Origin of the sequence: Nocardia sp. CY15 (assembly GCF_009829295.1) — a bacterium.
GTDB classification, from domain to species: Bacteria; Actinomycetota; Actinomycetes; order Mycobacteriales; family Mycobacteriaceae; genus Nocardia; species Nocardia sputi.
Genome location: NZ_VUOT01000021.1, coordinates 18,546 through 45,012, shown reverse-complemented (window position 1 = coordinate 45,012; position 26,467 = coordinate 18,546). Strand labels below are relative to the sequence as shown.

Below are 26,467 nucleotides of genomic sequence, written 5' to 3'. Positions count from 1 at the left end.
TCGCACGGGCTCCGCGGAGCACTCGGTGTTTTCTCTGTCGATATCCGCTGGTCTGCGGCGTATTCCCCACTCGACTGCATGAATCTGCGAGCGGACTCGACCTTACGGTAGAGTTCCCGAGCGTGAAAGTGGGCGCAGGAAAACGCGCAGCGTGGCGCACGTTGTTGCCGGCCGTGGCAGTGCTGACGGTGATCAGCAGCTGTGCGGCGAACCCGCCGCCGCCCATCGAGAGCACCGACAGCCCGAAGACCACACCGGTCAAGCCCGCGGAGACCACCGTGGTCGTCGCCTTGGACACCATCGGTACCGCCTTCAACCCGCATCTGCGCTCGGATCAGTCCGCGGCCACTTCGGCGATCGCCTCACTGGTGCTGCCGAGCCCGTTCCGGCCGGTGCCGAATCCGGCGACGCCTGGTGCGACGGCCTGGGTGCCGGATTCGTCGTTGCTGGTCTCCGCCGAGGTGACCGCGCAGGAACCGTTCACGATCACCTACAAGCTGCGCAACGAAGCGTCCTGGTCGGACGGGGCGCCGATCGCGGCCGAGGACTTCCGCTACCTGTGGCAGGAGATGATCTCCGAACCCGGCGTCGTCGATCCGGCCGGATACCGGTTGATCTCGGATGTGAACTCCTCGGCGGGCGGCAAGACCGTCACCGTCGTGATGTCGCAGCCCTACCCCGGCTGGCGTGAGTTGTTCACCGATCTGCTGCCGTCGCATCTGCTCAAGGACGCGCCCGGCGGGTTCGCCCGGGGCATGAACGGTCAGGTCAACGGCGTCCGGGTATCCGGCGGGCCGTTCGGGATCCGCTCGGCGGACCCAGGTCGCGACGAGATGCTGCTGGAACGCAACGACCGCTTCTGGGGCACACCGGCGATGCCGGGTCAGATCCTGCTCCGCCGCGGCGGCACCACCGCCCAGCTGGCGGGCTCGCTGCGCACCGGTGACGTCCAGATGGCGCTGGTCCACGGGGGCGTGGCCACCCAGGCGCAACTGGCGGCGATTCCCTCGGTGCGCACCTCGATCATGCCGCAGTCGCGGGTGCTGCAACTGGCGCTCAACGGACGCAAAGGCGATCTGAGCGATCCGCGGGTCCGCTCGGGTGTGCTGGCGCTGCTGGATCCCGCCCTGTTGGCGATGGTGGGCGCGCAGACCGGCAATTGGGTGGAGCCGGCGCGAGCGCAGGTGCTCGCGCCGTCCGACCCCGGTTACACCCCGACCGCTCCGCCGCGACCGTCCGCGGAGGAGGCGTTCGCGCTGCTGGCCGCCGCGGGATACGGCCGGGCGCCGGAGCCGCCGCCCGCGACCTCCCCGACCTCGCCCGCGCCGCAGCCGCGCACCGTCGGGAAGGACGGCAAGCCGCTGGTCGTGCGCATCGGCGCCGTCGACCGGGACGCCACCGCCTTGGCCGTGGCCAACACCGCCGCCGACCAGTTGCGCAGCGCGGGCATCGACGCCACGGTGCGCAGTGCCGCCGCCGACGAGCTGTACGGCAAGGAACTGATCGAGGGCACGGTCGACGCGATCGTCGGCTGGGAGGTGGCCGGTTCCGATCCGGCGACCGTGCTGGCATCCCGATACGGCTGCCCACCGCCCGCGCTGCCGGGAGTCACCGGCCCGGCGCAGGCCATCGCCGAGGCCGCGCAACGTGCTCCGAGCAACCTGTCCGGTGTGTGTGATCCGGCCCTGCAACCCGCGATCGATGAAGCCCTGCGGGGCGGTGACGTGGGACGTGTGCTCGCCGAAGCGGAACCCAAACTGTGGGCGATGGCCACGGTACTGCCGATCGTGCAGGACAACGCGGTCGCCGCGTCCGGTCCCCGAGTGGACGGCGCCTCGCTCAGCGGCGCGATCCAGGTCGGCATCTTCGGTGACGCGTCCATGTGGCGCAGGATTCCGTGACCACGCCGACCGGTGGGCTATTGCTGGTACACGCCCACCCGGACGACGAATCGATCACCACCGGAGGCACGATCGCGCACTACCGGCGTCGTGGCGTGCCGGTCACCGTGGTCACCTGCACCCTCGGTGAGGAGGGCGAGGTGATCGGCGAGGAGTGGGCGCTGCTCGCCGCGGAGCACGCCGACCAGCTCGGTGGTTACCGCGTTCTCGAGCTGACCCGTGCGTTGGAAGCGCTCGGCGCGGGACCGCCGCGTTTCCTCGGCGGCGCCGGACGCTGGCGCGACTCAGGAATGGCGGGCACCCCCGCCGCGAACAAGCCGCGGGTGTTCGTGCGTTCCGGGGACGAAGCGGTGCGGGCTCTCACGGACGTGGTGCTCCGATTGCGGCCGCGTGTGGTGGTCGGCTACGACCCGAACGGCGGCTACGGTCACCCCGACCACATCCGGGCGCACGAGATCACCACGGCCGCGGTGCAGGCCGCCGCGGGCCAGGGCTGGGATACCCCGAAGTTCTATTGGACCGTCACCGACGCCGACATGCTGCGCCTGCACACCGCCGCGCTGGCCCGGCGCACGGCCGCCGGCCTGCCCGGCGCGCTGCCGCCCGGGTGGCGGCTGCCCGCCGAGGGCGAGCTCGCGAGCGTGCCCAGCCACGCGGTCACCACCACGATCGACGTCTCCGATGTGCTGACGGCCAAACGCGCGGCGCTGCGGGCGCACGCCACACAGGTCACCGTCGCGCCGTCCGGCCGGGAATTCGCGCTGTCGAACAATGTTGCCCAGCCGGTGCTGCCCGAAGAGCACTTCATCCTGGTGCGCGGGCGACGCGGCCCGCTCGGCCCGGACGGGCGGGAGCACGATCTGTTCGCCGAAACGGATCGATGAGACCGCGCCGACCGTGATCGAGGTCGCCCGGTCCGCATCCGAGCGAGCGGGTGTGCCGGTCATCGCCGTGCGCGTTGCATTCCCGGTGAATGCCGGGCGTTCGCTGAGCTCACGGTCGACCGGAGAACCGATCGTGCGGCTGGGAGCGCCGGAATAGACTCGGCAGTATGTACAACTGGGAGCTCCAGAACACGATCGCGGCGTTCGTCGACAGCATGAAGCCGCACGCGCAGCAGCAGCACGACCTGTATATGACGGTGCTGTACGCGTTCGCGGATATGCAGAGTCACCTGTTGACCCTCCTCGGTTACCCGCCCGTGCCGTGACGACGAAGGTCGACGACCAGGCAGGTGATCGCGCTCCCGCGGCCTCTGCGGCTCGCTTCCCGTTCGGTGCCGTTCTGGGCTCGGTGATCATCGTGTTGCTCATCCTGGATGCCCTGATCACCTTGGCGCTCGAGGTCTTGTATCTGCCGACTTACCTGGGTTCTCTCGCTTTTCCGGTCTCCGTCGTCGTGGCCGGGGTGGTGAACGTGCTGCTCGTCGCGGGTGTGGGATCGGTGAGCTCGCGCCCGGCGGTCCTGGGGCTCCCGCTCGTCGCGTGGGTGTTCGGCTTCCTGGTCTGCGCGAGCACCGGGCCGGGCGGTGACATCCTGCTCGGCAGTGACTGGCGGACGGCGCTGCTGCTGTTCAGCGGGCTGCTCCCGGCGCTGGCGTATATCTACATCTCGGCGAATGCGCGCGTCGCCGTTCGTCGCGGAGCGTGAATCGGACCGCCAGGGTCGTGACCACGGCGTCGAGGGCGTCAGCGCGCGCCGAGCACCCCGGGGGTGACGGCTTCGACGAGATCCCATGCCGCGTCGGCGGGGAGATCGACCACCGCGTAGCGCTTCTTGCCCGCCGCGGTCGCCGCGACCACCGTGGCGACTCCGGCGCGGCGCTGGAAGACGGTCTGGCGCACCGTCCAGCCGATGACGCCGGGCGCCTCCAGACAGTCGCGGTCCCGGTCGAGTGATCCGGCCTGGGTGATCAGCCGAGTCGGGCTGGTAGCCGTGCGGGGGAGCACCGCGTGACCGAGGCCGCGGTAGCGGTCTTCGGCGAGCGCGAGCGCGATCGGCAGCGCCAGACCCGGCACCAGCCACCACCACGGCGAAAAACGCTCGCCCGCGAGCAGCACGTAAGCCATCACCGCGGCGACGAGGACGACCGGCGCGAGCGCTCGGGTATGCCTGCGCCGCCGCGCGGACGGACCATGGGTGAGCAATGGCGCGCTGCCGGGTGCGAGGACAGCGTCCGCGCCGGTGGGCACCGCGCCTGACCGGACGGCGATGTCGTCGTCGCTCACCTCGCCGGGGGCGAGCAGATGGCCGAGAGTGTGCTCGACAGCGCGCCGCGGGGCTTGCGGGAGGATCTTCTGCCTCGGTTTCTCCCCGGTCATGATCGCTTCTAGTTCGGCGCCGCCCGCCAGGCGTAGCAGCAGCGGTTCCTTGACCGTCGCTCCGCGCAGCCGCGCCCGATCGAGGGTGATCTGGCGGGTGGTGAACAGGCCGTGGCGCAGGTGGAGGGTCTTGCCGTCGTCGCGGACGCGCAGCCCGAAATAGGTGGTCAGATAGTGTGCGCACGCGGCGGCGCTGACCACCAGCACGATGGCGCACAGCAGCGCGGCCCCGGCGAGCACGAGGACGAGCGCGCCGCCGTCCTCCACGTCGTGCACCGCGTCCGACCGGAATACGACCTCGCCGAGCCCGTATTGCAATGCGAGACCGACGATCGGAGCGATGATCGCGAACCCGGTCAGCGACAGCGGAGCGTAGCGCACCCACGCGGGACTCCAGTGCCCGATCTCGCGCGCCCGGGTTCGCGTTGTAGCGAATCCACCGGACGTGTTCTGCTGCAACGTCTTTTGAAGCTCGGGCACATCCGCGCGGTCCGCCGTATGGGCGAGCAGCGCGGCGCGCAACGGCGGTACGACCCGGGCGTTCAAGGCGTCGAGCTTGAACCGTTCACCCGAATCCGCTTGCTGGCCGGTCCCGATCGCCAGCACCGCCAGCCCGAGAACCCGGTGCAGCAGGTCCGCTTCGATGTCCACCGAGCGGATCCGCGATCGCGGCACCGAGAGTCTCTTGCGTTCCAGCAGCCCGGTACGCAACTCGACGTGCGTGGGCCCGACCCGGTACGTCGTGGTGAACCAGCGGGTCAGCGCGAACCCGACGATCAGTACGACCGGGATGACGGTCCACACATGGTTGCCGCTGCTGGTGCCGAGGATCACCGAACCGACGAGCACCGGGATGAACTTCACCACCTCGGTGATCGGATGGACCAGCAGCATCCGCTTGTCGAGCCGCTGCCACGGCTGCTCGGCCTGCGCGGCGCCCGGCTCGCGCGTGCCATCGCCCGCCGCCGGCTCGCCGCTCACGTCGCGTCTCCGCGATGCTGGGCGGCGATCCGGGTCAACCGCGTCACGGTTTCCTCGGCGACCGGCAGATCGAGCGCGCCGATCTGGACCGCGCCCGCGGAGGACGCGGTGGTCACGGTGACGGTCGCCAGGCCGAGCAGGCGCTCGAGCGGGCCGCGCTCGGTGTCGACGGTCTGCACCCGCGAGATCGGCGCGACCCGGCTCTCCTGGGTGAGCCAGCCGACCCGGGTGTAGACCGCCTCGTCGGTGACCTCCCAGCGGTGCACAGCGTAGCGCCACCAGGGCGCCACGCCGATGTTCACCGCCGCAGGCACGAGCGCGACCAGGAAGAACCCGAGCTGCCAACCGCGGTGCCCGGAGTCGAGCGCCACCCAGACCAGCAGCGCCGCGAACGGGATCGCCCAGGCCAGCGCGGCCTGCGCAGTCCACAGGAGCCGGGCCTTCGGACTGGGACGCCAGGCCGGATCGGCCATGATCGTGCGCGGCTGCGACATGCAGCCATGTTTGCACGACGACGTGGCCGCTGTCGCAGGTAATCGTCAGCGGCTCACGTGGATCTCCCGCGACTCCGACGGCGGGTACGAGGCGCCCGACCAGCCATGGGTAGGAATGCAATTCGCCTTGGTCGCAATGGTTTCGGGCTGGTCGAGACTCCCTGGCGCATGCGACGGCACGATCACCGGAGGTATCACACCCCACGGGATCGCAGAACGCACGTCCACCCGAACGAGGACGGTCGACTCGGCGGTGCTCACCGAGACCGGTGCCGATGGCCGAGCGCGGGCACCGCGCCGTGCCCTGGAATAGGCCCGGGCATCCCGCAGTTGTCAACGCTCAACGGCGCCCGTGTCCATCGCGAGTGCCGTGTGAGCGGAGTGTTCGCCCGCGCGGCTGGTCCGCTTCGCCTCACTGTGGAGCACTGGAGGGAGACAGTTCCGGATGTGTAGCGCATGATCGAGGGCGTGACCGACCTACCGAACCCGAGCGTTCCGTCCGCGCCGCCCAGTCCATCGGCCATGCGCCGGGCGCTGCGCAGGGCCCGCGACGGTGTCACGTTGAACGTGGACGAGGCCGCGGTGCTGCTGCACGCGACCGGTGACGATCTCGCCGACCTCTGTCGCAGCGCCGCCCGGGTGCGCGACGCCGGCCTGGCGTCCGCGGGCCGTCCGAAGACGATCAGTTATTCCCGCAACGTCTTCATCCCGCTGACGCGGCTGTGCCGGGACAAATGCCACTACTGCACCTTCGTCACGGTGCCGGGCAAACTGCGCGCCGAGGGCAAGGGGATGTTCCTCGAACCCGACGAGGTGCTCGACATCGCGCGGCGCGGCGCGGCGCTCGGCTGCAAGGAGGCGCTGTTCACGCTGGGTGACCGGCCCGAGGATCGCTGGCCGGAGGCCGCGCAGTGGCTGGACGAGCGCGGCTACGACTCCACGCTGGACTACCTGCGCGCCGTATCGATCATGGTGCTGGAGGAGACCGGTCTGCTGCCGCACCTGAACCCGGGCGTGATGTCGTGGGAGGAGATCGCGCGGCTCAAGCCGGTGGCGCAGTCCATGGGCATGATGCTGGAGACCACCGCGACCCGGTTGTTCACCGAGAAGGGCAACTGCCACTACGGCAGCCCGGACAAGGACCCCGCGGTGCGGCTGCGCGCCATCACCGACGCGGGCAGGCTCTCGGTGCCCTACACCACCGGCATCCTGGTCGGCATCGGTGAGACGATGGCGGAGCGGGCCGAGTCGATTATGGCGATTCGCAAGCAGCACAAGGCTTTCGGGCACATCCAGGAAGTCATCATCCAGAACTTCCGCGCCAAGGACGACACCGCCATGCGGGACGTGCCGGACGCGGGCCTGGAGGAATTCCTCGCCACCATCGCCGTCACCCGCGTCCTGCTCGGACCGGACGTGCCGGTGCAGGCGCCGCCGAACCTGGTCTCGCACGCCGAGTGCCGCGCGCTGATCGAGGCGGGCATCGACGACTGGGGCGGCGTCTCCCCGGTGACGCCCGATCACGTGAACCCGGAACGGCCGTGGCCGAATCTGGACACGCTGCGGGAGATCACCGAGGCGGCGGGCTATCAGCTGGTCGAGCGGACCTCCGCGCACCCGAAGTACGTGCGCGCGGGCAACCCGTGGGTCGATCCGCGGATCGGCGCGCACGTCGCGGCGCTCACCGACCCGGCCACCGGGCTGGCGAAGTCGGACGCTGTGCCGGTCGGCCTGCCCTGGCAGGAACCGGACGAGTCCTGGGAGTCGGCCGGGCGCGTGGACCTCAACACCGCCATCGACACCGAGGGCCGCAACACAGAGCACCGCAGTGACGCGGCGCTCGGGCAGGAGGTCGTCGGCGCCTTCGGCGACTGGGACACCATCCGCGAACAGGCCCGCGATCTCGCCGTCACGACGCCGCAGCGGCTGGACGGCGACGTGCTGGCCGCGTTGCGCTCCGCCGAACGCGATCCGGCCGGGCTCAGCGACGCCGAGTACCTCGCGCTGGCCACCGCCGACGGCGTCGAGCTTGACGCGGTCGCCGCGCTGGCCGATCAGTTGCGCCGCGACACCGTCGGCGACGATGTCACCTACGTGGTCAACCGGAACATCAACTTCACCAACATCTGCTACACCGGGTGCCGGTTCTGCGCGTTCGCCCAGCGCAAGGGCGACGCGGACGCGTTCACGCTCAGCACCGACGAGGTCGCTGACCGAGCCTGGGAGGCGCACGTCGACGGCGCGACCGAGGTGTGCATGCAGGGCGGCATCGACCCCGACCTGCCGGTCACCGGCTACGCGGACCTGGTGCGGGCGGTCAAACAGCGGGTGCCCTCGATGCACGTGCACGCGTTCAGCCCGATGGAGATCGTCAACGGCGCCTCACGCGGCGGCCAGAGCGTCCGGGACTGGCTGGTCGCGCTGAAGGAGGCCGGCCTGGACACCATTCCCGGCACCGCCGCGGAGATCCTGGACGACGAGGTGCGCTGGGTGCTCACCAAGGGCAAACTGCCCACCTCGGCGTGGATCGACGTGATCACCACCGCGCATCAGGTGGGCCTCCGCTCCAGCTCGACGATGATGTACGGCCACGTGGACAACCCCGAGCACTGGGTCGGGCATCTGCGGGTGCTGCGCGGAATCCAGGACGAGACCGGCGGCTTCACCGAATTCGTGCTGTTGCCGTTCGTGCACCAGAGCGCGCCGCTGTACCTGGCGGGCGCGGCTCGGCCGGGGCCGACCAACCGGGACAACCGCGCCGCGCACGCGCTGGCCAGGATCATGCTGCACGGCCGCATCCACAACATCCAGACCAGCTGGGTCAAGCTCGGCACCACCGGCACCCGGGTGATGCTCAACAGCGGCGCCAACGATCTCGGCGGTACGCTGATGGAGGAGACCATCTCCCGGATGGCCGGCTCGCAGCACGGCTCGGCTAAGACCGTCGCCGAACTGGTCGAGATCGCCGCCGGTATCGGGCGACCGGCGCGGGAGCGGACGACGACCTACGGCGTCCCGCAGCACAAGAGCCCGTCCGCCTCTCCGGGTCTCCAGGCAGTCCTGGTCAGGTGACGTTCAGGTCTGGGTGCCGCCCGAGTCACCGATATGTCGGCGGGCCACCCCAGGACTGGTACCGGCGACGACGATAGTTTCCGGCCCGCGGTGCGATCGGGTTTCCGGTCCTCCGCGGGCATCGGGTGACCGGCGCAATGACGGGCCGGCTCTCACCACGCTCCGGGACGACCTCGTACAACGTGGCGACCACCGCGTACGCCAGGTGGCGGAGTGAAAATCGGCCGTCGCGGCGGCGTGCGCGATACCGGAAGTTAGGGCAGGCTGACCAGTAGTAACGTGGGGTGCCGGGATAGGGTTTCGCCGGGCGGACTATCCCGCAGGCGAGGACAGACTAGGAGAGCGGCAGTGCCGTACATCATCGCTGAACCGTGCGTTGACGTGAAGGACAAGGCATGCATCGAGGAATGCCCCGTGGACTGCATCTACGAGGGTGGTCGCATGCTGTACATCCATCCCGACGAATGCGTGGACTGTGGTGCATGTGAGCCGGTGTGCCCGGTGGAGGCGATCTTCTACGAAGACGACACCCCGGACCAGTGGGGCGGATACGTGAACGCCAACGTCGACTTCTTCGACGAGCTGGGCTCGCCCGGCGGCGCCACCAAGGTCGGCAAGGTCGACTACGACCCGCCGTTCATCAAGGAACTGCCCCCGATGGCGAGTGAGTGAGCCCTGACGTGTCACCGCGTGGCCGGGTCAGCAGTCTGCTGCCCGATTTTCCCTGGGACACCATCGCCTCGGTGAAGGCGCGAGCGGCCGCTCACCCCGGCGGGATCGTCGACCTGTCCGTCGGCACTCCGGTCGACCCGGTCGACCCGCTGATCCGGACGGCGCTGAACTCCGTCGCCGCGGTCCCCGGATACCCGACCACGCATGGCACCCCCGAGCTCCGCGCGGCCGCGGTCGACGCGCTGAAGCGGCGCTACGGGATCACCGGACTCGAACCCGCGGCCGTGCTGCCCGCGATCGGCACCAAGGAGCTGATCGCGGGCTTGCCGCGGCTGCTCGGCCTCGGCTCGGGCGACCTGGTCGTCATCCCCGAGGTCGCCTATCCCACTTACGAGGTCGGCGCACTTCTGGCGGGCGCGCAGGTGCTGCGCGCCGACGGATTGACCCGCCTCGGCCCGCAGAATCCCGCGCTGATCTACGTGAACTCGCCCTCCAACCCGACCGGCCGGGTACTCGGCGTCGATCATCTGCGCAAGGTGGTCGCCTTCGCACGGGAGCGCGGCGCGATCGTCGCCTCCGACGAGTGCTACCTGGGATTGACGTGGGAGGGTCGCGCTGTCTCCTTGCTCGACCCGGAGGTGTGCGAAGGCGACCACACCAACCTGCTGGCCGTGCATTCGCTGTCCAAGACCTCCAACCTGGCCAGCTACCGTGCCGGTTTCGTGGCGGGTGACCCGGAGCTGATCGCCGAGCTGCTCGAGGTGCGCAAGCACGCGGGCATGATGGTGCCGTTCCCGATCCAGGCCGCGATGACGGCCGCCCTCAGCGACGACGCGCACGAGGCGCGCCAGCGTGAGCGGTACCGGGCCCGGCGCGAAGTGTTGCGAAACGCGCTGGAGCGAGCCGGTTTCCGGATCGATCACTCCGAGGCGGGCCTGTATCTGTGGTCGACGCGCGGCGAGCCGTGCCGGACCACTTTGGACTGGCTGGCCGACCGCGGCGTCCTCGCCGCTCCCGGCGACTTCTACGGTCCCGGCGCGAGCGAGCACGTACGGATCGCGCTGACCGCAACGGACGAGCGGATCGCTGCGGCGGCCGAGCGACTGGCCGCGGGCTGACCCCCGGGAACGTTTCGCACGAGCGCGGCACCTCGAATAGGGTCGGCCGACGGCACCGGCGACGGGCTGCTCGATTCCACGGCCATCCGGGTGTGTCGGCGTCCGCGCGCGCCCGGCCCGGAGGGCTAGCCTGAGGTATGGACGCTGTCACGGTTGTCCCCACGCCCCGCAACGAACCGGTGCGCACCTACGCGCCCGGAAGTCCCGAACGGGAGCTACTGCTCGGCAGACTTGCCGAGCTGTCCGCCGAGCCCGTCGACGTGCCGCTGGTGATCGGCGGCAAACATCGTCCCGGCATCGGTGCGCGGCACGACATCGTCGCACCGCATCGGCATCGCCAGGTGCTGGGGACCTACACCGACATCACACATTCGGAAGCGCACGGCGCCATCGACGCCGCGATCGCGGCCGCACCGGGTTGGCGGGCCATGCCGTTCGAGGAACGCGCCGCGGTGCTGTTGCGCGCCGCCGACCTGCTGGCCGGTCCGTGGCGGGAGACGGTCGCGGCGGCCACCATGCTCGGGCAGTCGAAGTCGGTCCAGCAGGCGGAGATCGACGCGCCGTGCGAACTGGTCGATTTCTGGCGGTTCAACGTCGCCTTCGCCCGGGAGATCCTGGAGCAACAGCCCCAGTCCAGCGCGGGGGTGTGGAACCGGATGGACTACCGGCCGCTGGAAGGGTTCGTCTACGCCATCACGCCGTTCAACTTCACCGCGATCGCCGGGAATCTGCCGACCGCGCCCGCGCTGATGGGCAACACGGTGGTGTGGAAGCCGTCGCCGACGCAGACGTTGTCGGCGTTCCACACCATGCGGCTGCTCGAGGCGGCGGGCTTGCCGCCCGGCGTGATCAACCTGGTCACCGGCGATGGAGTGCAGCTGTCGGAGGTGGCGCTGGCCGATCCGCGGCTGGCCGGTATCCATTTCACCGGTTCCACCAAGACCTTCCAGTACCTGTGGCAGCAGGTCGGCGCGAATATCGCGCGTTACCACGGCTATCCGCGCCTGGTCGGTGAAACGGGCGGCAAGGACTTCATCGTCGCGCACTCCTCGGCCGATCCGGACGCGCTGCGCACCGCCCTGATTCGCGGGGCCTACGAGTATCAGGGCCAGAAGTGTTCGGCGGCTTCGCGCGCCTACATCGCGCGGTCGGTCTGGCGCGCGATGGGAGATGAGTTCCTGCACGAGACCGGGGAGCTCAGCTACGGTGACGTCGCGGATCTGTCGAATTTCGGTGGCGCGCTCATCGATCGGCGCGCGTTCGACAAGAACGTGGCGGCTATCCGGCGCGCGGTGGACGCGGGCGTCACCATCCCGGTCGGTGGCGCCTACGACGACAGCGAAGGCTGGTTTGTGCGGCCGACCGTGTTGCTGGTGGACAACCCGCACGACGAATCGTTCGCCACCGAATACTTCGGGCCGATCCTGTCGGTGTACGTCTACGACGACGCCGAGCCCGGCGCCTACAGCGCGATTCTCGCCGAAGTCGAGTCGGCGGCGCCCTATGCGCTGACCGGCGCGGTGTTCGCGCAGGACCGGTACGCGGTCGAACAAGCCGACGCCGCACTGCGGTTCGCGGCCGGCAACTTCTACGTCAACGACAAGCCCACCGGCGCGGTGGTCGGTCAGCAGCCCTTCGGCGGGGCGCGCGCCTCCGGCACCGACGACAAGGCCGGTTCACCGTTGAACCTGCTGCGCTGGGTCGCGCCGCGGACGATCAAGGAGACCTTCGTACCGCCCGTGGACCACCGCTACCCGCACATGCGGGGTGAGTAGGGTAAGTAGCTCTACACCAGCGGCTTTCCCCGCCGCAACCGCCTGCGCAGATCGAACAGGTAGGCGTTGAGCGGGAACATCCGTGCCGATCGGGGCAGTCGCCGATGCACCGCCCCGATCGTCCGCAGCAGCCGGTCCACGCGGCGCTGGTCGCGGTCGGTCCAGGTCATGCCCATCTCCTCGCGCAGGTGCTGCGGGAGCAGGCCGGTGACGATGAACCGCTGCAGCCCGGCGAAGACGACCCGCACAGGTCGCGGCATCATCTTCAGGTCGATCAGACCGTTGAAGTAGTCCCGCAACTCCGGCTCGATGCCGCGCTGCTTCAAGTTCTCGTTCCAGTACCGCTGGAATTCCGCGCGATTCGCCGGCCACATCTCCGGCCGCATCTGCAAGGTGGTGCCCAGCCGCGCGGCGTAGCTGTAGAAGGCGTCCGCGGTGGCGGCGTCCATCGGGCCGTGCATCCGGGTGTAGAGATCATCGATGCCCCAGTAGAGGCAGGCGGCGACCCACAGCTGCAGGTTCGGGTCGAAGGCGTTGTACTTCACCGGGCTCGCCGGGGTGGAGCGCACCGAACGGTGCGATCCGTTGACCGCCTCGCGGTATGCGTCGCGTTCGGCATCCGATCCGAGCAGCGCGACGGCGATATAGGTCAGCGTGGTGCGTAACCGTTTGATCGGGTGCAGGGTGACCTTGCCGCTGTCGACGGTGCTTTCCAGGACCCCGCGCCCGACCGGGCGCAGGCTCAGCTGCATGATGACGTTGGCGGCGCCGCCGAGGAATGCGGCGATGCCGTCGACGTACTCGCCGACCGTCTCCGGTGTGAGAGGCCGGCTCGGGTCCGGCTCGTGCTCGGCGGTGCGCAGCGGGGCGGTCATCATCGACCTCGTCTTTCGTTTCCGCCCGATCCAGAGAATCAAGCGATGAGAAGATTATGCATCAACTTTCTCATCGACTCGAAGAGCTGTCAATCAGCGTGAGGGTCTGTGACGATATGCAATGCTGAAAGCGTCATCGTTTCGCTGTCGCGGATAGGGGTTGAAGCATGGCCAGGCTGACCAGACTGCTGCCGCTCGTGCGCAGCGCCGCCCCGGAGGATCGCAACCAGACGCGGGTCCTGGACGCGGCGCTGCTGGCGTTCCTGGACTTCGGTATCAAGCGCACCAGCATGGTCGAGGTCGCGCGGCGCGGCGGATTGTCCCTGGCCACCCTCTATCGCCGCTTCGCGAGCAAGACCGATCTGATCAAGGCCGTCGGGCTGCGGCAGACCCGCGAGTTCATCGAGGAGGTCGACGCCGCGCTCCAGCGCCAGGTCGACCGGGACGCGAGCGCCGAGGAGCAGATCATCGAACTGTTCGCGGCGTTCATCAACGGACTGCGCGGCAATCAGCTGATCCACCGGCTGCTGGCCACCGAACCCGAGCTCGTGCTGCCCTATCTCACCACGCAGGGTGCCCCGGTGATCGAGCTCGGCCGTGATTACCTCGCCGAGTTCATCACCCGCTTGCAGCGCGAAGGCAAGCTGCCGCAATACGATCCGGAGCCCTTGGCCGAGATGATCGCCCGCACCGCGCTCTCACTGGCGCTGACCCCGCAGACCGTCATCCCGCTCGGCGACGACGCGTCGATCCGGCAGTTCGCGCGCGACCACGTGGTGGTGTCGTTCCGGGTGCCTTAGCGGGCTCAGCGCTGCCGCGGGGATCCGGTGATCATCGCCGTGAGGGCGGCCATTACGTCGGCGGTCTGCTCGGCCGCGGTGCCACGGGTGTGCGCGGTCACCGCGAAACCGGGACCGTAGGACGCCGAGGCGACTTCCGGCTCGCCGAAGTCCGACCAACCCCACTTGGTGCCGAGTACGAACGGCAAGCGGGCGGTGCCCCAATCCTGCTCGGTGCCGTCGAGCGCGGTCGAACCCGCGGCGGCCATCCATTCGAAGATCGGAGATCCGGGGTCGGTGCGCAGTTTGGCGGCGAGGAAGTCGGAGACGTCAGCGACGCTGGTCGCCCCCGCGCCCCAGTTGGGGCCGGGGACCGTCGCGGTGAGGCCGTATTCGGCGGCGATGGCGGCGACGGCCTGGGGGTACTTGGCCTCCATCGTGGTCGCCGCGCCGTCATCGGAATAGCGGATCATTTGCTCGGCTAGGACGCGGTCCTCGGGCGAGCCGTCGCCGTGGCGCAGGGCGTAGTCGGCCATGAAAAGCTTGGCCAGTGACAGGCTCGAGCGTGACTCGTGTTCGTTCGCCGTGCCCCAGCCGGGGCCGAGCACCGTCCGAATGGAGATCGCGGTGCGGGGCGGCACTGCGGCCACTTCGCTTTCGCCGTTCTCGGCACAGGCGACCGGCGCGGAGAGTGCGAGGAACGCTCCGGCGAGCAGCGCGGTCGCCATCATTCGAAAGCCCATCTTCTCCTCCTGGCTCGCTGCGGCACGGCATCGGACCGTCGATCGGGACAGCGCCGCGTACGCACGATGGGGCGTACGTGATTCGGTTGCCCTGCGATTGCTCGAATGAAACGGGTCCGTTGCGCTCGTTCCCGTCCGCTGCGGCCGCTCGAGTCGGATTCGACAACGCGCGGAGTCGGCCTCTCACACGAGACGCAGGCCGAGACGACGCCGGACGCGCATATCCAGCAGGTAGGCGTTCAGCGGGAACGCGCGGATCGGTCGCGGGAGGCGGGACTGCGTGGCCCCGACGGCGCGCAGGATGTGGCCGAGCACGCGCTCGTCGTGGTCGGTCCAGGTCATGCCCATCTCGTCGCGCAGGTGCTGCGGCAGCAGGCCGGTCACGAAGAAGCGATGCAGCCGCCCGAACGCCAACTGTGCCGGTCGCGGCAGCATGCGCAGCTCGATGAGGTCGTCGAAATAGGCGCGGACCGCCGGGTCGATGCTGGTCTTGGCGAGATTCGCGGCCCAGTACGCGTCGAAGGCGCGCCGGTCGACGGGCCACATCGCTTCGGGCATCTGGAGGGTGGTGCCCAGCCGGGCGCCCAGGCGGTAGAAGGCGTCGGCGGTCGCCTCGTCCATCGGGCCGTGCATGCGCTCGTACAGATCCAGGGCTCCCCAGTGCAGGCACGCCGCGACCCACAGTTGCAGCGTGGGATCGAAGGCGTTGTAGTGCATCGGGCTGGAGGCCGTCGAGTGGACTTGGCGATGCGCTACGTTGACCGCCTCGCGGTAGGCCGCGCGTTCCTCGTCGGTGCCGAGCATCGCCACGGACAGGTAGGTCAGCGTGGTGCGCAGCCGTTTGATCGGATGCAACATCACATTCCCGCTGTCGACCCTGCTCTCCAGGACGCCATAGCCGACCGGTGGAGTACTCAACTGCATGATGACGTTCGCGACGCCGCCGAAGAGGCCGGCTATGCCGTCGAGATATTGCCCGACGTCGAAGGAGTCCGGCGAGTCGTGGCGATGCGGTGCGCGAAGTGGCTTGGTCATCATCGACCTCGCAGTACTGAGAAGGCTGTGCAACAACTTTCTCACCGCGTCAGCAGGAGTGTCAACCATCACATCGACGGCTCGTCGGCGCGGGACACCGCGAGGCCGCCCGAGCCCGGCGAAGTAGCGTGGTCGAATGCCGTTCGGTCCGCCGCTGCTGCTCAGTTCCCTCAACCCGCTCGCCGTCGCAGGCGGAGCGGACATCCCCGACGCCGTCAGCATCGACGGCACCACCCTGTCTCGCAGCGACCTGCTGGGCGCGGCCACTTCGGTGGCCGAACGCGTCGCGCGCGCGGAGCGGGTGGCGGTGCTGGCCGAGCCGACCGTCCAGACCGTGCTCGCGGTGGTGGGCTGCCTCATCGCGGGCGTCACGGTGGTGCCGGTGCCCCCGGACTCCGGGACCGCGGAACGGGCGCACATCCTGGCCGACTCGGGCGCGCAGGCATGGCTGGGTACGGCGCCGGAGGACGCCGACCTGCCCGTGGTGCCGGTGCGGCGGCACGCGAGGTCATGGCACACCTACCCCGAACCGGACCCGGCCACGACGGCTTTCGTGCTCTACACCTCCGGAACTACCGGCCTGCCCAAGGGCGTGGTGCTCAGTCGGGGCGCGATCGCCGCAGGCCTGGACGCCCTCGCCGAGGCATGGGCATGGACCGCCGGGGACACTCTGGTGCACGGGCTTCCACTGTTCCACGTGCACGGACTGATCCTCGGCGTGCTCGGCCCGCTGCGCGTGGGCAGTCCGCTCGTCCACACCGGCAAGCCGACGCCGCAGGCCTACGCGGCCGCGAAGGGTTCGCTGTACTTCGGCGTGCCGACCGTGTGGTCGCGAGTGGTCGACGACCCCGACTCGGCGAGGCAATTGGCCGACGCGCGGCTTCTGGTCTCCGGCAGCGCGCCGCTGCCCGTACCGGTGTTCGAACGACTGCGCGAGCTGACCGGGCACGCGCCGGTCGAGCGCTACGGCATGAGCGAAACCATGATCACGCTGTCCACCCGGGCCGACGGCGAGCGCAGGCCCGGCTGGGTCGGCACGCCGGTACGCGGCGTGCGCACCCGGATCCGGGACGAGTCCGGCGCCCCCGTCCCGCACGACGGCGAGAGCATCGGCGGCCTCGAGGTCAGCGGGCCCATGCTCTTCGACGGCTACCTGAACCGCCCGGAGGCGACCGCGCAGAGCTGGACCGAGGACGGCTGGTTCCGGACCGGTGACGTCGCCGCCATCGACGCCGACGGCTTCCACCGCATCGTCGGCCGGGAATCGGTGGACCTGATCAAGTCCGGTGGCTACCGGGTCGGGGCGGGGGAGGTCGAGACGGTGCTGCTCGGTCACCCCGCCGTCGCGGAGGTCGCCGTGGTCGGCCTGCCCGACGACGACCTGGGCCAGCGCATCACCGCCTTCGTCGTGCTGCGCGGCAACGCGTCCGAACGCGAACTGATCGACCACGTGGCCGGAGAACTCTCGGTGCACAAGCGCCCGCGCGAGATCCGGATGGTCGACGCACTGCCGCGCAATGCCATGGGCAAGGTGCAGAAGAAGAAGCTGGGTTGACCTCGAGTCAGGTAGAGGTTTTACGGTCGGCGCATGACCGCGACCTTGACACCCGAACAGATCGACTACCTGCACACCCAGCGGCTGGGCCGTCTGGCCACCGTCCGGCCCGACGGCACCCCCCAGAACAACCCGGTCGGCTTTCGCTACAACCCCGAGCTGGGCACCATCGACATCGCGGGCTGGAACATGGGCGCATCATGGAAATTCCGTAGCCTCGCCACCAACGACCGCGTCGCCTTCGTGGTCGACGACGTCGCCTCGGTCCAACCCTGGCGCGTCCGCTGCTTGGAGATCCGCGGCTCCGCCGAAGCGCTCACCGACGTCGAGCCCTACATCTCCGGCGTCTCCCGCGAAATGATCCGCATCCATCCCCAACGGGTCATCGCCTTCGGTTTGACCGACCAGACCGATACGCCTTGATCGTCCTCAGCGATTCGCGGCCGCCTGCACCTGTTCGCCGTCGAATTGCTCGGTTGTACCAGCGGGCGGCGAGCCGACGCGACGCCGGTGTTGGAGCGTGCGGCTGCCCCCGCCCTGTACGGTGACCGTATACCGGTGCCGAGGAGGGCTATGTTCGCGCTCGTGGTGAGGTTCGACCTGCAGGATGGCGAGAAGGCTGCCGAGTTCGACCAGTTGGTAGCCGAGACCGTTGGGGCGGTCACTCAATTCGAACCCAGAACGCTGGTGTATGCCACGCATTCCGTCGAGGGAGAGCCCTTGGCGCGGGTGTTCTACGAGGTGTACCGCGACCGCGAGGCATTCCGGGAGCATGAGCGGCAGCCACACACCCGGCACTTCCTGAGCCAGCGGGAGAAGTACGTCGCCTCTTCTCGCGTGGAGTTCCTGTCGCCCGTCGGCGCGAAGGGCTTGCCCGCCCCGAGATGACCGGCTGTCCCGTCATCCCCTGGCCGCGCCGTCGGGCCACACCACATCCACCGGCACACCTGCATCGAGGGCCAGTTCCACCACGGACCCCGTCCCGCTTCGCTCCCTGAAGTCGGCTCCGGTCCTCCCAAGAGGACCAGAGTCTTTTTCCTCTTCGAAGGTCCTAGCGCCGTTCAGTACTCACGTGCGGTGTCCGGTCTCATGCGGCCCGCCTCGATCAGTGTTTGCCGTGCTGCTGCCTTGCGCGGGCAGTCCTGTATGCGGCACCCCCTGTGGCGCTGCATGATGGCGTGGGCTTCGGCCACGCTCAGGCGGTGGTCGGGAGCTTCGTGCGGCCAACCTCGTGGCCAGAGCCCGGTCCCGAACCCCTGCTTCCTGATCGCGCTTCAGTGGTGAGCACCCGCTGCCGGGGATACCGATGGAGGTCGGATCAACCCGGCGGCGGGGCTACCAGAAGCGGCCTGCGACTGCGGGATTCGCGCTAGCGTTGCACTGTGGCCAAGGTGTTGCCGAATGGTTCGGCAGCGTCGCAACGCTGCTCAGGGGCGTGATGAGAGGGGGCTGGATGCAGAATTGGGAAGCGTTCGGAGCCGAACTGCGGCGGCGGCGATCGCAGGCGGGTCTGTCGGTCAGAGAGCTGGCGCGCAGCCTCAGTTACGACCCTGGTGCGTTGTCGCGTCTGGAAAATGGCCGCCGCAAACCTCCGCTGGATATTGTTCGGAAGCTTGATCGGGTTCTCGAATCCGACGGAGCGCTCGCGATCATCTATGAAAGTCTGATCGCCCCGGTAGACGCCGATGAGCAGTCAACCCTGTTGCATTCGCGTGAGTCGTCTGCCATGGCGGAACGGCGCTACATCGATCGCGGGCTGGCTGCGGAACTTGGAAGGCTGCTGTCGGAAACCAGACGGTTGGAGGATCGGATCGGGTCCGAACTCGTTCTGCCGCTGGCAGTATGTCAAACACGGGTCACGTCAGCGCTCGCCGCCGAGGCCCGGAAGTCGGACCGTGCCGCCATGGTCGGCGTAGCCGCTGGATGGCAGCAATTCACAGGTTGGCTCCATGCGAATCTCGGACATCATGCTGCCGCGGTCCAGCATTATCGCGTCGCGCTCGAACTGGCCACCGAGAGCGGTAACCGAGACATGATCGCCACTGCGCTGTCCATGCGAGGTCATGTCGCATGGATGGCAGGTGAGGTCGGTCCGATGATCGGCCTATCTCGAGCCGCGCAGCGTGATGGCGATGCACTGAGTTCTACTGTCCTTGCGCTGGCAGTCCAGCAGGAGGGCCGTGGACACGCAATCGAAGGTGATCTCAGTGCGATGGAAGCCAAACTGGATGAGGCGGCGGAGTTGATAGCGCGGGGGGACCCGAGTCGACCGGATTCTCAGTACTTCTACTCCGACTCGTTCATCGAAATGCAGCGTGGCTTGGCCTATCGCCTGGCTCGGCAGTGGGACAAGGCCGTCGTGTCGCTCGATCGTGGATTGGCGGGCTTCGATCCCGAGATCCTGGGATCCGAATGGGCTACTTGGTACGTCGCAGAATCGGCCTGCGCATTGGCGGGTATCGGTGAACCCGAAGCCGCATGCCAGCGAGCATCGGAGGCATTGCGGGTCGCGGTAGCGACGCCAGGATCCAGATTGACCGGATTCATTCGCTGCCTCCATCGCGAGATGACTACGAAATGGATGACGAACGAAGCTGTTGGCGCCCTGGGCCAGGAACTGCGTTCGACCCGTGCTGTATAGAGCCAGAATGTCGATGTCGTGGCTACGAGGGCGATAGGTGGTCGTCGGCGGGCGCTCACAGACAGGCTTCCGTCGTGTCCCGGGCTGTACACCGGCCGTTGGCGAAAACCGAAACCCGATGCCAGGCGAGTTCGTCACAACTTGAAAGGAGCAAGTAGTGCCAATCGAGCACGAAGCCAAGATCCTCGATATCAACCCCGGCACCATCGAACAGCACATCGTGGACAAGGGCGGGCGACGGCTCGGTGAGCGGTTCATGCGCCGCTACGTCTATGACATCACGCCGGGTGATGCGTCGAAATGGATCAGGCTGCGTGACAATGGAAATGGGACCACGCTCGCCGTCAAGCAGATCACCAGCGACGCCATCGACGGCACTCACGAAGTGGAAGTGAGCGTCGACGACTTCACCGCCACCAACGCGCTGCTCGAGATGCTGGGGTTCACCGCGAAGTCCTACCAGGAGAACAAGCGGATCAGCTTCGCGCTCGACGGCGCACAGCTCGAGGTCGACACCTGGCCAGGGATTCCGCCGTACCTGGAGATCGAAGCCGCGACCAAGGACGAAGTGATCCGGATCGCCGAACTGCTCGGCTACGCCGAAGCCGACCTCACCGGCGAGAACACGATCAAGATCTACGCACGGCACGGCATCGACCTCGACGCCGTCCGCGAACTACGGTTTTGAGCGCGTCCGATCTTGTCGCCAGTGGCGGCAGACGCACGTAGAGGATGGGCGCTGGGTCGCGCCGAGCATGATCATCGGTTCACTCGTCCGAGTGCCACGCGCGGAGCGTGCAACGGATCGCCCCCGATCCCCGCCCAGCGATCTCCGGACTGGCCGGGCGGCCTAGGGCAGCGAGGCCGGTTTCACGCCGGTCTCGAGCCCTTGCCGATATCGGTCCTTGTGCCAGTGGAGAATCAGTCGTTGGCGTGCAGGTCGGCGTTGAGTTCGATGCCGGTGCCTTTACGCGGGACGACCTCGACCGCGCCGGTGGCGGAGTTGCGGCGGAACAGGAGGTTGTCGCGACCGGCCAGCTCGGCGGCCTTGACCAGGGTGCCGTCCGGGGTGGTGACCTTGGTGCCCGCGGTCAGGTAGAGGCCCGCCTCGACCACGCAGTCGTTGCCGAGCGGGATGCCAAGGCCGGAGTTCGCGCCGAGCAGGGATCGCTCGCCGATGGAGATAACCGTGGTGCCGCCGCCGGACAGCGTGCCCATGGTGGACGCGCCGCCGCCGATGTCGGAGCCGTCGCCGACCACGACGCCCGCGGAGATGCGGCCCTCGATCATGGACGCGCCGAGCGTGCCCGCGTTGAAGTTCACGAACCCCTCGTGCATGACGGTGGTGCCGGAGGCCAGGTGCGCGCCGAGACGGACCCGGTCGGCGTCGCCGATGCGGACGCCGGAGGGCAGCACATAGTCGACCATGCGCGGGAACTTGTCCACGCTGTACACGGTGACCGGGCCGCGGGCGCGCAGCTTGGCGCGGGTGGCCTCGAAGCCCTCCACCGCGGCGGGGCCGTGGTTGGTCCACACCACGTTGGTGAGCAGGCCGAATTGGCCGTCCAGGCTCACTTCGTGCGGCTTGACCAGGCGGTGCGAGAGCAGGTGCAGCCGCAGGTAGACCTCGTGCGCGTCGACCGGGGCGGCGGAGAGGTCGGCGATCGTGGTGTGCACCGCGATCACGTCGACCCCGCGCGCGTCGTCGAAGCCGAGCAGCGCCGCGTACTCGGCGGGCGCCTCGTCCAGGCGCTTGGTGCCGGTCTCGGCGAACTCACCCAGCTGCGGGTTCGGGTACCACGTGTCCAGCACGGTCCCGTCCGCGGTGACATTGGCGATACCGATTGCTGCTGCTCCCTGGATGCTCACGGCCTAGAGGTTACCGACCCGCACGAGGCGGTGGTTCGCCTGCTACTTCCCACGCCACAGCCGCACGGCCGCTCGGCGGCCGTAGGGTGAAGCGCGTGACCATCGACCTGCATGCCGACCCGATCACACTGACCGCCGCGCTCGTCGACATTCCGAGCGTTTCGCGGAACGAGGCCGCCATCACCGACGTGGTGGAGCGGGCGCTGCGGGAGCAGACGACGGGATGGGAGATCCTCCGGCACGGGAACGTGGTGCTGGCGCGCACCCACCGCGGGTTGCCGACCCGGGTGATCCTGGCCGGGCATCTGGACACCGTGCCGATCGCCGACAACGTGCCCGGCCGGTTCGACGTGAACCCGGCGGGTGAGCCGGTCCTCTACGGCTGCGGCTCGGTGGACATGAAATCCGGCGACGCGGTCTTCCTGCACCTGGCCGCGACCGTCGCCGACCCCGTGCACGACCTGACCTTGATCCTCTACGACGGTGAGGAGATCGCCGCCGAGTTCAACGGGCTCGGCCACATCGAGCGCGATCTGCCCGACTGGCTCAGCGGCGACCTCGCCGTGCTCGGCGAACCGTCCGGCGGCTGGATAGAGGCCGGTTGCCAGGGCACCCTGCGCGTTCGGCTGAGCACCTCGGGTGTGCGCGCGCACTCGGCGCGAGCATGGCTGGGTGACAACGCGATCCACCGGTTGGCTCCGATACTGCAGCGGCTCGCCGACTATCGCGCACGGGATGTGGACATCGACGGCTGCGTGTATCGCGAAGGCTTGTCCGCGGTCCGGGTTACGGGCGGCGTGGCGGGCAACGTCGTGCCCGACGCCGCCGAGGTGGACGTCAACTTCCGCTTCGCGCCCGATCGCACCGTCGACCAAGCCGTCGAGCACGTACGCGAGGTCTTCGCGGGACTCGAGCTCTCCTTCGAGGTGACCGACTCGGCTCCGGGCGCACTGCCGGGCCTGACCGCCCCTGCGGCGAAGGACCTCATCGCCTCGGTGCAGCGCCACGGTGGCGGCGGTGTGCGCGCGAAGTATGGCTGGACGGATGTTTCGCGCTTCGCGGCCCGCGGCATTCCGGCCGTCAACTTCGGACCCGGCGACCCCAACCTCGCGCACAAGCGTGACGAGCACGTTCCCGTCGCTCAGATCACCGCCGTCACCGCCATGCTGAGGGGCTATCTGACCGGCACGCCGGCCTGAACGAGACTCCGGCGCCGGACTCCGAGATTGCGACCGCGTCTCGCCCTCCCTGCCCCCGGCTGAACGTCGGACGTCTTCTCCCGTCCAGCCCGTGAGCGGCCCTTGCCGGGCGGTAGCGTGGAACGCATGTCCACCGACGCCGCGGACCGTGAGGTCGCCAACAAACCGAAGTCGACCCCGAAGTTCCGCGGACCGATCATGTTCCGCCGCGATCGTGCCGACGAGATGGGCAACTCCGACCGGAATCTGCTGGACAAGCGCGGCGATACGGACTGGGTGCACACCGACCCCTGGCGCGTGCTGCGCATCCAAGCCGAGTTCGTCGAAGGGTTCGGCGCTCTCGCCGAGGTGCCGCGGGCGGTGACGGTCTTCGGTTCGGCGCGTACGTCCGCCGACCATCCGGAGTACCAGGCGGGCATGGCGATCGGCGCCGCGCTGGCAAGGGCGGGCTTCGCCGTGATCACCGGCGGCGGGCCGGGCGCGATGGAAGCGGCCAACCGGGGCGCCTGCGAGGCGGGCGGTTATTCCATCGGCCTCGGCATCGAGCTGCCGTTCGAGCAGAGCCTCAACGAGTGGGTCGATCTGGGTATCAACTTCCGGTACTTCTTCGTCCGCAAGACGATGTTCGTGAAGTACTCCCAGGCGTTCATCTGCCTGCCAGGGGGTTTCGGCACCCTCGACGAGTTGTTCGAGGCGCTGACGCTGGTGCAGACCCGCAAGATCACCCGGTTCCCGATCATCCTCTTCGGCACCAGGTACTGGGCCGGGCTGGTCGATTGGTTGCGCGATTCGCTGGGCGGTTCCGGCAAGATCTCCCCGGGTGACCTCGACCTGTTGCACGTGACCGACAGCGTCGAGGAACTCGTGCACATCATCCAGGCCGCCGCGGAAGCAGGCGGCGCCGAGGACGCGATCGGGACGGAGGATCAATGGTGAGCGAGCGGCCTTTCGCCGTCTGTGTCTACTGCTCGGCGAGCACGACCGACCAGGACTACCTTTCGCTGGCCGCCCGGGTGGGCACCGAGATAGCCCGCCGCGGTTGGCAATTGGTGTCCGGCGGCGGGCACGTCTCGATGATGGGCGCGGTCGCCACCGCTGCGCGCGCCGGCGGTGCGAACACCATCGGCGTGATCCCGAAGCACCTGGTGCACCGCGAGGTCGCCGATGTCGACGCCGACGAACTGGTGGTCACCGACACCATGCGCCAGCGCAAGCAGGTGATGGAGGACCGCGCCGACGCCTTCCTCACCCTGCCCGGCGGCATCGGCACGCTGGAAGAGTTCTTCGAAACCTGGACCGGCGGCTATCTGGGACAGCATGAGAAGCCGGTGGTTGTGCTGGATCCCAATGGTTTCTTTCGCGGGTTGTTCTCCTGGCTGGATGAGTTGTACGAGCGGAAGTTCGTGCCCCAGACAGCCTTGTCCCGGATTACCGTGGTGACCGATCTTCCGTCCGCCTTCGCGGCACTGGAAGCGCCGAGTACCCGTGCTGAGGAGAGCTGAAGTGAGCAACGACGCCCGCTCGACGGTGAGTCTGGTCGATCTCGCCCGGAATCTTCCCGCTATGGCCCTGGACACGCCCGGCATGCTGCGCAACGCGCTGGGCATGCTGACGACGCCGGATTCCAAGGCCTCGGTGGGGCTGTACTTCCAGCGCAACGCCCACCGTCATCCGGATCGGCTGTTCCTGCGGTTCGAGGGCGCGAGCTACACCTACGGCGAGGCCAACGCGCAGGTGAACCGGTATGCGAGCGTGCTGGCGGCGCGGGGGGTGCGGCGCGGCGACGTGGTCGGCGTGCTGATGTCCAACCGGCCGGAGACGCTGTTCGTCGTGCTGGCCACGGTCAAACTCGGGGCCACCGTGGGTCTGCTCAACCATCACCAGCGCGATCGAGTGCTGGCGCACAGCTTCGGACTGCTCGACAGCGTGCTGAACGTGGTGGGCGCGGAGTGCGCCGAGGCGATCGACTCGCTGTCCGAGCCACCCGCCGACATCCTCGCGGCCGACGATCTCGAGCAGGAGGCCCGCGCCGCCGCCGACATCGACCCGCCGAGCTGCGCCGAGGTCACCGCGCGGGAGCGGGCGTTCCTCATCTTCACCTCCGGCACCACCGGACTGCCGAAGGCCAGCGTGATGACCCACCTGCGCTGGACCAAGAGCATGGCCGGACTGGGCGGCCTCGGAATCCGCCTGCGCGGCGACGACACGCTGTACTGCTGCCTGCCGCTCTACCACAACAACGCGCTCACCGTCGCGTTGTCCGCGGTGCTGGCCTCCGGCGGCACGTTGGCCCTCGGCCGGGGTTTCTCCGCGTCCCGGTTCTGGGACGAGGTCATTCGCGAACAGGCGACGGCGTTCATCTACATCGGCGAGCTGTGCCGCTACCTGGTCAACCAGCCGCCCAAGCCGACCGACCGGCAGCACCTGGTCCGGCTCGCGGTCGGCAACGGGCTGCGCCCCGAACTGTGGGACGAGTTCAAGTCCCGGTTCGGCGTCAAGCGGATCGTGGAGTTCTACGGCGCGAGCGAGGCGAACATCGCGTTCGTCAACGCGTTCGGGGTGGACCGCACGGCCGGTTTCGGTCCGCTGCCCTATGCCGTCGTGGAGTACGAGGACGAGACCGGAAAGGCGAAGCGCGACACGAACGGACGGTTGCGCAAGGTCCGTACCGGAGAGGTCGGGCTGCTGCTGGCCAAGGTGACCGATCGCTCCCCGTTCGACGGTTACACCGACAAGGACGCCACCGAGGCCAAACTGGTGCGTGACGCCTTCCAACCCGGCGACGTCTGGTTCGACACCGGCGACCTGGTCCGCGATCAGGGCTGGCATCACATCGCGTTCGTGGACCGGCTCGGTGACACCTTCCGCTGGAAGGGCGAGAACGTGGCGACCACCGAGGTGGAGGGCGGGCTGAGCAAGGCGGAGCCGATCGCCCAAGCGGTGGTCTACGGCGTGGACATCCCCGGCGCCGACGGCAAGGCGGGCATGGCCGCGGTGACACTGCATCCCGGCGCGGAATTCGACGGGGCGGCGGTGGCGAAGCTGGCTTACGAGCAGTTGCCCGGGTACGCCGTGCCGCTGTTCGTCCGCATCGTCCACGAGCTGGAGCAGACCTCCACGTTCAAAAGCCGCAAGGTCGAATTGCGCAAGCAGGGTTATGCCCCGGATTCGGACAGCACGCTGTACGTACTCGCCGGTCGTACCGAGGGCTACGTCCCGGCTTACGACGACTACGCCGCTGAGGTCGCAGCAGGCCGCGCACCCAAGGGCTGACCGTCATCCGCCGACGTGCCTGGTGGTGGTCGCTGTCCACCGCCGCAAGACTGCGCGCCGGTCCGGCGGCGCTCGACTGGTACGGTTCGAGAATCCGGAGATGCGGAGGGACCGACTGGTTTCGCAAGCACATGGGTAACTCGTCGGGTACGCCCGAAACCGTA

Annotated in this window: 24 protein-coding genes; 18 read left to right on the top strand and 6 right to left on the bottom strand. The window is 68.7% G+C overall.

Features of this window, described 5'->3' with window-relative positions:
• Window positions 1-122: 122 nt before the first annotated feature.
• The 4 genes from GVY39_RS21850 (at window position 123) to GVY39_RS21840 (ending at window position 3,551) form a co-directional block, all read left to right on the top strand.
• Entirely contained in the window at window positions 123-1,901 is a 1,779-nt protein-coding gene (locus GVY39_RS21850) for an ABC transporter family substrate-binding protein (protein ID WP_321210242.1), read from the top strand.
• Complete coding sequence (mshB, locus tag GVY39_RS21845) at window positions 1,898-2,785, top strand: N-acetyl-1-D-myo-inositol-2-amino-2-deoxy-alpha-D-glucopyranoside deacetylase (protein ID WP_159927490.1); 888 nt, start codon at window positions 1,898-1,900, stop codon at window positions 2,783-2,785. Before GVY39_RS21850 ends, mshB begins: the two co-directional genes overlap by 4 nt.
• Before the next feature lie 167 nt (window positions 2,786-2,952).
• A complete protein-coding gene (locus GVY39_RS33975; protein ID WP_195072063.1) occupies window positions 2,953-3,111 on the top strand; it encodes a hypothetical protein in 159 nt (52 codons plus the stop codon).
• Complete coding sequence (locus GVY39_RS21840; RefSeq protein WP_159927488.1) at window positions 3,108-3,551, top strand: hypothetical protein; 444 nt, start codon at window positions 3,108-3,110, stop codon at window positions 3,549-3,551. Before GVY39_RS33975 ends, GVY39_RS21840 begins: the two co-directional genes overlap by 4 nt.
• A 38-nt stretch (window positions 3,552-3,589) precedes the next feature.
• Here the strand turns inward: GVY39_RS21840 and GVY39_RS21835 are convergent, their stop codons facing one another.
• Window positions 3,590-5,116, bottom strand: a complete 1,527-nt coding sequence (locus GVY39_RS21835) for a PH domain-containing protein (protein WP_159927693.1) — start codon at window positions 5,114-5,116, stop codon at window positions 3,590-3,592.
• An 83-nt stretch (window positions 5,117-5,199) separates the two neighbouring features.
• Complete coding sequence (locus tag GVY39_RS21830; protein WP_159927486.1) at window positions 5,200-5,697, bottom strand: PH domain-containing protein; 498 nt, start codon at window positions 5,695-5,697, stop codon at window positions 5,200-5,202.
• 456 nt (window positions 5,698-6,153) lie between these two features.
• On the opposite strand from GVY39_RS21830, the gene GVY39_RS21825 reads away from it, so the two are divergent.
• From GVY39_RS21825 to pruA, 4 genes are all read left to right on the top strand, one after another.
• Window positions 6,154-8,769, top strand: coding sequence for a bifunctional FO biosynthesis protein CofGH (locus GVY39_RS21825; protein WP_159927476.1), 2,616 nt, complete (start codon window positions 6,154-6,156; stop codon window positions 8,767-8,769).
• A gap of 348 nt (window positions 8,770-9,117) precedes the next feature.
• The gene (gene fdxA / locus GVY39_RS21820; RefSeq protein ID WP_159927474.1) at window positions 9,118-9,441 is read left to right on the top strand and encodes a ferredoxin; all 324 of its coding nucleotides are present in this window, start codon (window positions 9,118-9,120) and stop codon (window positions 9,439-9,441) included.
• Window positions 9,442-9,449: 8 nt separating this feature from the next.
• Entirely contained in the window at window positions 9,450-10,559 is a 1,110-nt protein-coding gene (gene dapC, locus GVY39_RS21815; RefSeq protein ID WP_159927685.1) for a succinyldiaminopimelate transaminase, read from the top strand.
• Window positions 10,560-10,696: 137 nt separating this feature from the next.
• A complete protein-coding gene (gene pruA / locus GVY39_RS21810) occupies window positions 10,697-12,334 on the top strand; it encodes an L-glutamate gamma-semialdehyde dehydrogenase (protein ID WP_159927472.1) in 1,638 nt (545 codons plus the stop codon).
• Window positions 12,335-12,345: 11 nt separating this feature from the next.
• Here the strand turns inward: pruA and GVY39_RS21805 are convergent, their stop codons facing one another.
• Window positions 12,346-13,209 (bottom strand): oxygenase MpaB family protein, encoded by an 864-nt coding sequence (locus tag GVY39_RS21805; RefSeq protein ID WP_159927684.1) that lies wholly within the window; start codon window positions 13,207-13,209, stop codon window positions 12,346-12,348.
• Between the two features lie 167 nt (window positions 13,210-13,376).
• Between GVY39_RS21805 and GVY39_RS21800 the strand changes: the two genes are divergently transcribed.
• On the top strand, window positions 13,377-14,009 hold the full coding sequence (locus GVY39_RS21800) for a TetR/AcrR family transcriptional regulator (protein WP_159927471.1): 633 nt from the start codon (window positions 13,377-13,379) through the stop codon (window positions 14,007-14,009).
• A gap of 5 nt (window positions 14,010-14,014) precedes the next feature.
• On the opposite strand, the gene GVY39_RS21795 is transcribed toward GVY39_RS21800, so the two are convergent.
• Window positions 14,015-14,731 (bottom strand): hypothetical protein, encoded by a 717-nt coding sequence (locus GVY39_RS21795; RefSeq protein WP_159927469.1) that lies wholly within the window; start codon window positions 14,729-14,731, stop codon window positions 14,015-14,017.
• Window positions 14,732-14,914: 183 nt separating this feature from the next.
• On the bottom strand, window positions 14,915-15,766 hold the full coding sequence (locus GVY39_RS21790; protein WP_159927683.1) for an oxygenase MpaB family protein: 852 nt from the start codon (window positions 15,764-15,766) through the stop codon (window positions 14,915-14,917).
• Between the two features lie 136 nt (window positions 15,767-15,902).
• Between GVY39_RS21790 and GVY39_RS21785 the strand changes: the two genes are divergently transcribed.
• From GVY39_RS21785 to GVY39_RS21765, 5 genes are all read left to right on the top strand, one after another.
• Window positions 15,903-17,321, top strand: a complete 1,419-nt coding sequence (locus GVY39_RS21785) for an acyl-CoA synthetase (RefSeq protein WP_159927467.1) — start codon at window positions 15,903-15,905, stop codon at window positions 17,319-17,321.
• A gap of 33 nt (window positions 17,322-17,354) precedes the next feature.
• Window positions 17,355-17,744 (top strand): PPOX class F420-dependent oxidoreductase, encoded by a 390-nt coding sequence (locus GVY39_RS21780; protein ID WP_159927465.1) that lies wholly within the window; start codon window positions 17,355-17,357, stop codon window positions 17,742-17,744.
• 150 nt (window positions 17,745-17,894) lie between these two features.
• Window positions 17,895-18,209: a putative quinol monooxygenase gene (locus GVY39_RS21775; RefSeq protein ID WP_159927463.1), complete on the top strand. Its 315-nt coding sequence runs from the start codon at window positions 17,895-17,897 to the stop codon at window positions 18,207-18,209.
• Window positions 18,210-18,774: 565 nt separating this feature from the next.
• A complete protein-coding gene (locus GVY39_RS21770; RefSeq protein ID WP_159927461.1) occupies window positions 18,775-19,962 on the top strand; it encodes a helix-turn-helix transcriptional regulator in 1,188 nt (395 codons plus the stop codon).
• A 157-nt stretch (window positions 19,963-20,119) separates the two neighbouring features.
• Window positions 20,120-20,650 (top strand): class IV adenylate cyclase, encoded by a 531-nt coding sequence (locus GVY39_RS21765; RefSeq protein ID WP_159927459.1) that lies wholly within the window; start codon window positions 20,120-20,122, stop codon window positions 20,648-20,650.
• A 233-nt stretch (window positions 20,651-20,883) separates the two neighbouring features.
• Here GVY39_RS21765 and dapD read toward each other — a convergent pair whose 3' ends face one another.
• Window positions 20,884-21,831 carry a 2,3,4,5-tetrahydropyridine-2,6-dicarboxylate N-succinyltransferase gene (dapD, locus tag GVY39_RS21760; RefSeq protein WP_159927457.1) on the bottom strand — a complete coding sequence of 316 codons (948 nt, stop codon included), beginning with the start codon at window positions 21,829-21,831 and terminating at the stop codon, window positions 20,884-20,886.
• A gap of 95 nt (window positions 21,832-21,926) precedes the next feature.
• Here dapD and dapE point away from each other — a divergent pair, with 95 nt between their 5' ends.
• The 4 genes from dapE (at window position 21,927) to GVY39_RS21740 (ending at window position 26,303) form a co-directional block, all read left to right on the top strand.
• Window positions 21,927-23,030, top strand: coding sequence for a succinyl-diaminopimelate desuccinylase (gene dapE, locus GVY39_RS21755; RefSeq protein ID WP_159927455.1), 1,104 nt, complete (start codon window positions 21,927-21,929; stop codon window positions 23,028-23,030).
• 126 nt (window positions 23,031-23,156) lie between these two features.
• Window positions 23,157-23,966 (top strand): TIGR00730 family Rossman fold protein, encoded by an 810-nt coding sequence (locus GVY39_RS21750; RefSeq protein ID WP_159927453.1) that lies wholly within the window; start codon window positions 23,157-23,159, stop codon window positions 23,964-23,966.
• Window positions 23,960-24,532: a TIGR00730 family Rossman fold protein gene (locus tag GVY39_RS21745; RefSeq protein ID WP_159927451.1), complete on the top strand. Its 573-nt coding sequence runs from the start codon at window positions 23,960-23,962 to the stop codon at window positions 24,530-24,532. Before GVY39_RS21750 ends, GVY39_RS21745 begins: the two co-directional genes overlap by 7 nt.
• A gap of 1 nt (window position 24,533) precedes the next feature.
• Entirely contained in the window at window positions 24,534-26,303 is a 1,770-nt protein-coding gene (locus GVY39_RS21740) for a long-chain-acyl-CoA synthetase (protein ID WP_159927449.1), read from the top strand.
• Window positions 26,304-26,467: the final 164 nt, after the last annotated feature.

Coding starts and splice junctions, on each gene's coding strand:
- GVY39_RS33975 (WP_195072063.1), top strand. CDS start 2,953: ATGTACAACTGGGAGCTCCAGAACACGATCGCGGCGTTCGTCGACAGC.
- GVY39_RS21835 (WP_159927693.1), bottom strand. CDS start 5,116: ATGCTGCTGGTCCATCCGATCACCGAGGTGGTGAAGTTCATCCCGGTG.
- GVY39_RS21830 (WP_159927486.1), bottom strand. CDS start 5,697: ATGTCGCAGCCGCGCACGATCATGGCCGATCCGGCCTGGCGTCCCAGT.
- GVY39_RS21825 (WP_159927476.1), top strand. CDS start 6,154: ATGATCGAGGGCGTGACCGACCTACCGAACCCGAGCGTTCCGTCCGCG.
- pruA (WP_159927472.1), top strand. CDS start 10,697: ATGGACGCTGTCACGGTTGTCCCCACGCCCCGCAACGAACCGGTGCGC.
- GVY39_RS21805 (WP_159927684.1), bottom strand. CDS start 13,209: ATGACCGCCCCGCTGCGCACCGCCGAGCACGAGCCGGACCCGAGCCGG.
- GVY39_RS21800 (WP_159927471.1), top strand. CDS start 13,377: ATGGCCAGGCTGACCAGACTGCTGCCGCTCGTGCGCAGCGCCGCCCCG.
- GVY39_RS21795 (WP_159927469.1), bottom strand. CDS start 14,731: ATGGGCTTTCGAATGATGGCGACCGCGCTGCTCGCCGGAGCGTTCCTC.
- GVY39_RS21790 (WP_159927683.1), bottom strand. CDS start 15,766: ATGACCAAGCCACTTCGCGCACCGCATCGCCACGACTCGCCGGACTCC.
- GVY39_RS21785 (WP_159927467.1), top strand. CDS start 15,903: ATGCCGTTCGGTCCGCCGCTGCTGCTCAGTTCCCTCAACCCGCTCGCC.
- GVY39_RS21780 (WP_159927465.1), top strand. CDS start 17,355: ATGACCGCGACCTTGACACCCGAACAGATCGACTACCTGCACACCCAG.
- GVY39_RS21775 (WP_159927463.1), top strand. CDS start 17,895: ATGTTCGCGCTCGTGGTGAGGTTCGACCTGCAGGATGGCGAGAAGGCT.
- GVY39_RS21770 (WP_159927461.1), top strand. CDS start 18,775: ATGCAGAATTGGGAAGCGTTCGGAGCCGAACTGCGGCGGCGGCGATCG.
- GVY39_RS21750 (WP_159927453.1), top strand. CDS start 23,157: ATGTCCACCGACGCCGCGGACCGTGAGGTCGCCAACAAACCGAAGTCG.
- GVY39_RS21745 (WP_159927451.1), top strand. CDS start 23,960: ATGGTGAGCGAGCGGCCTTTCGCCGTCTGTGTCTACTGCTCGGCGAGC.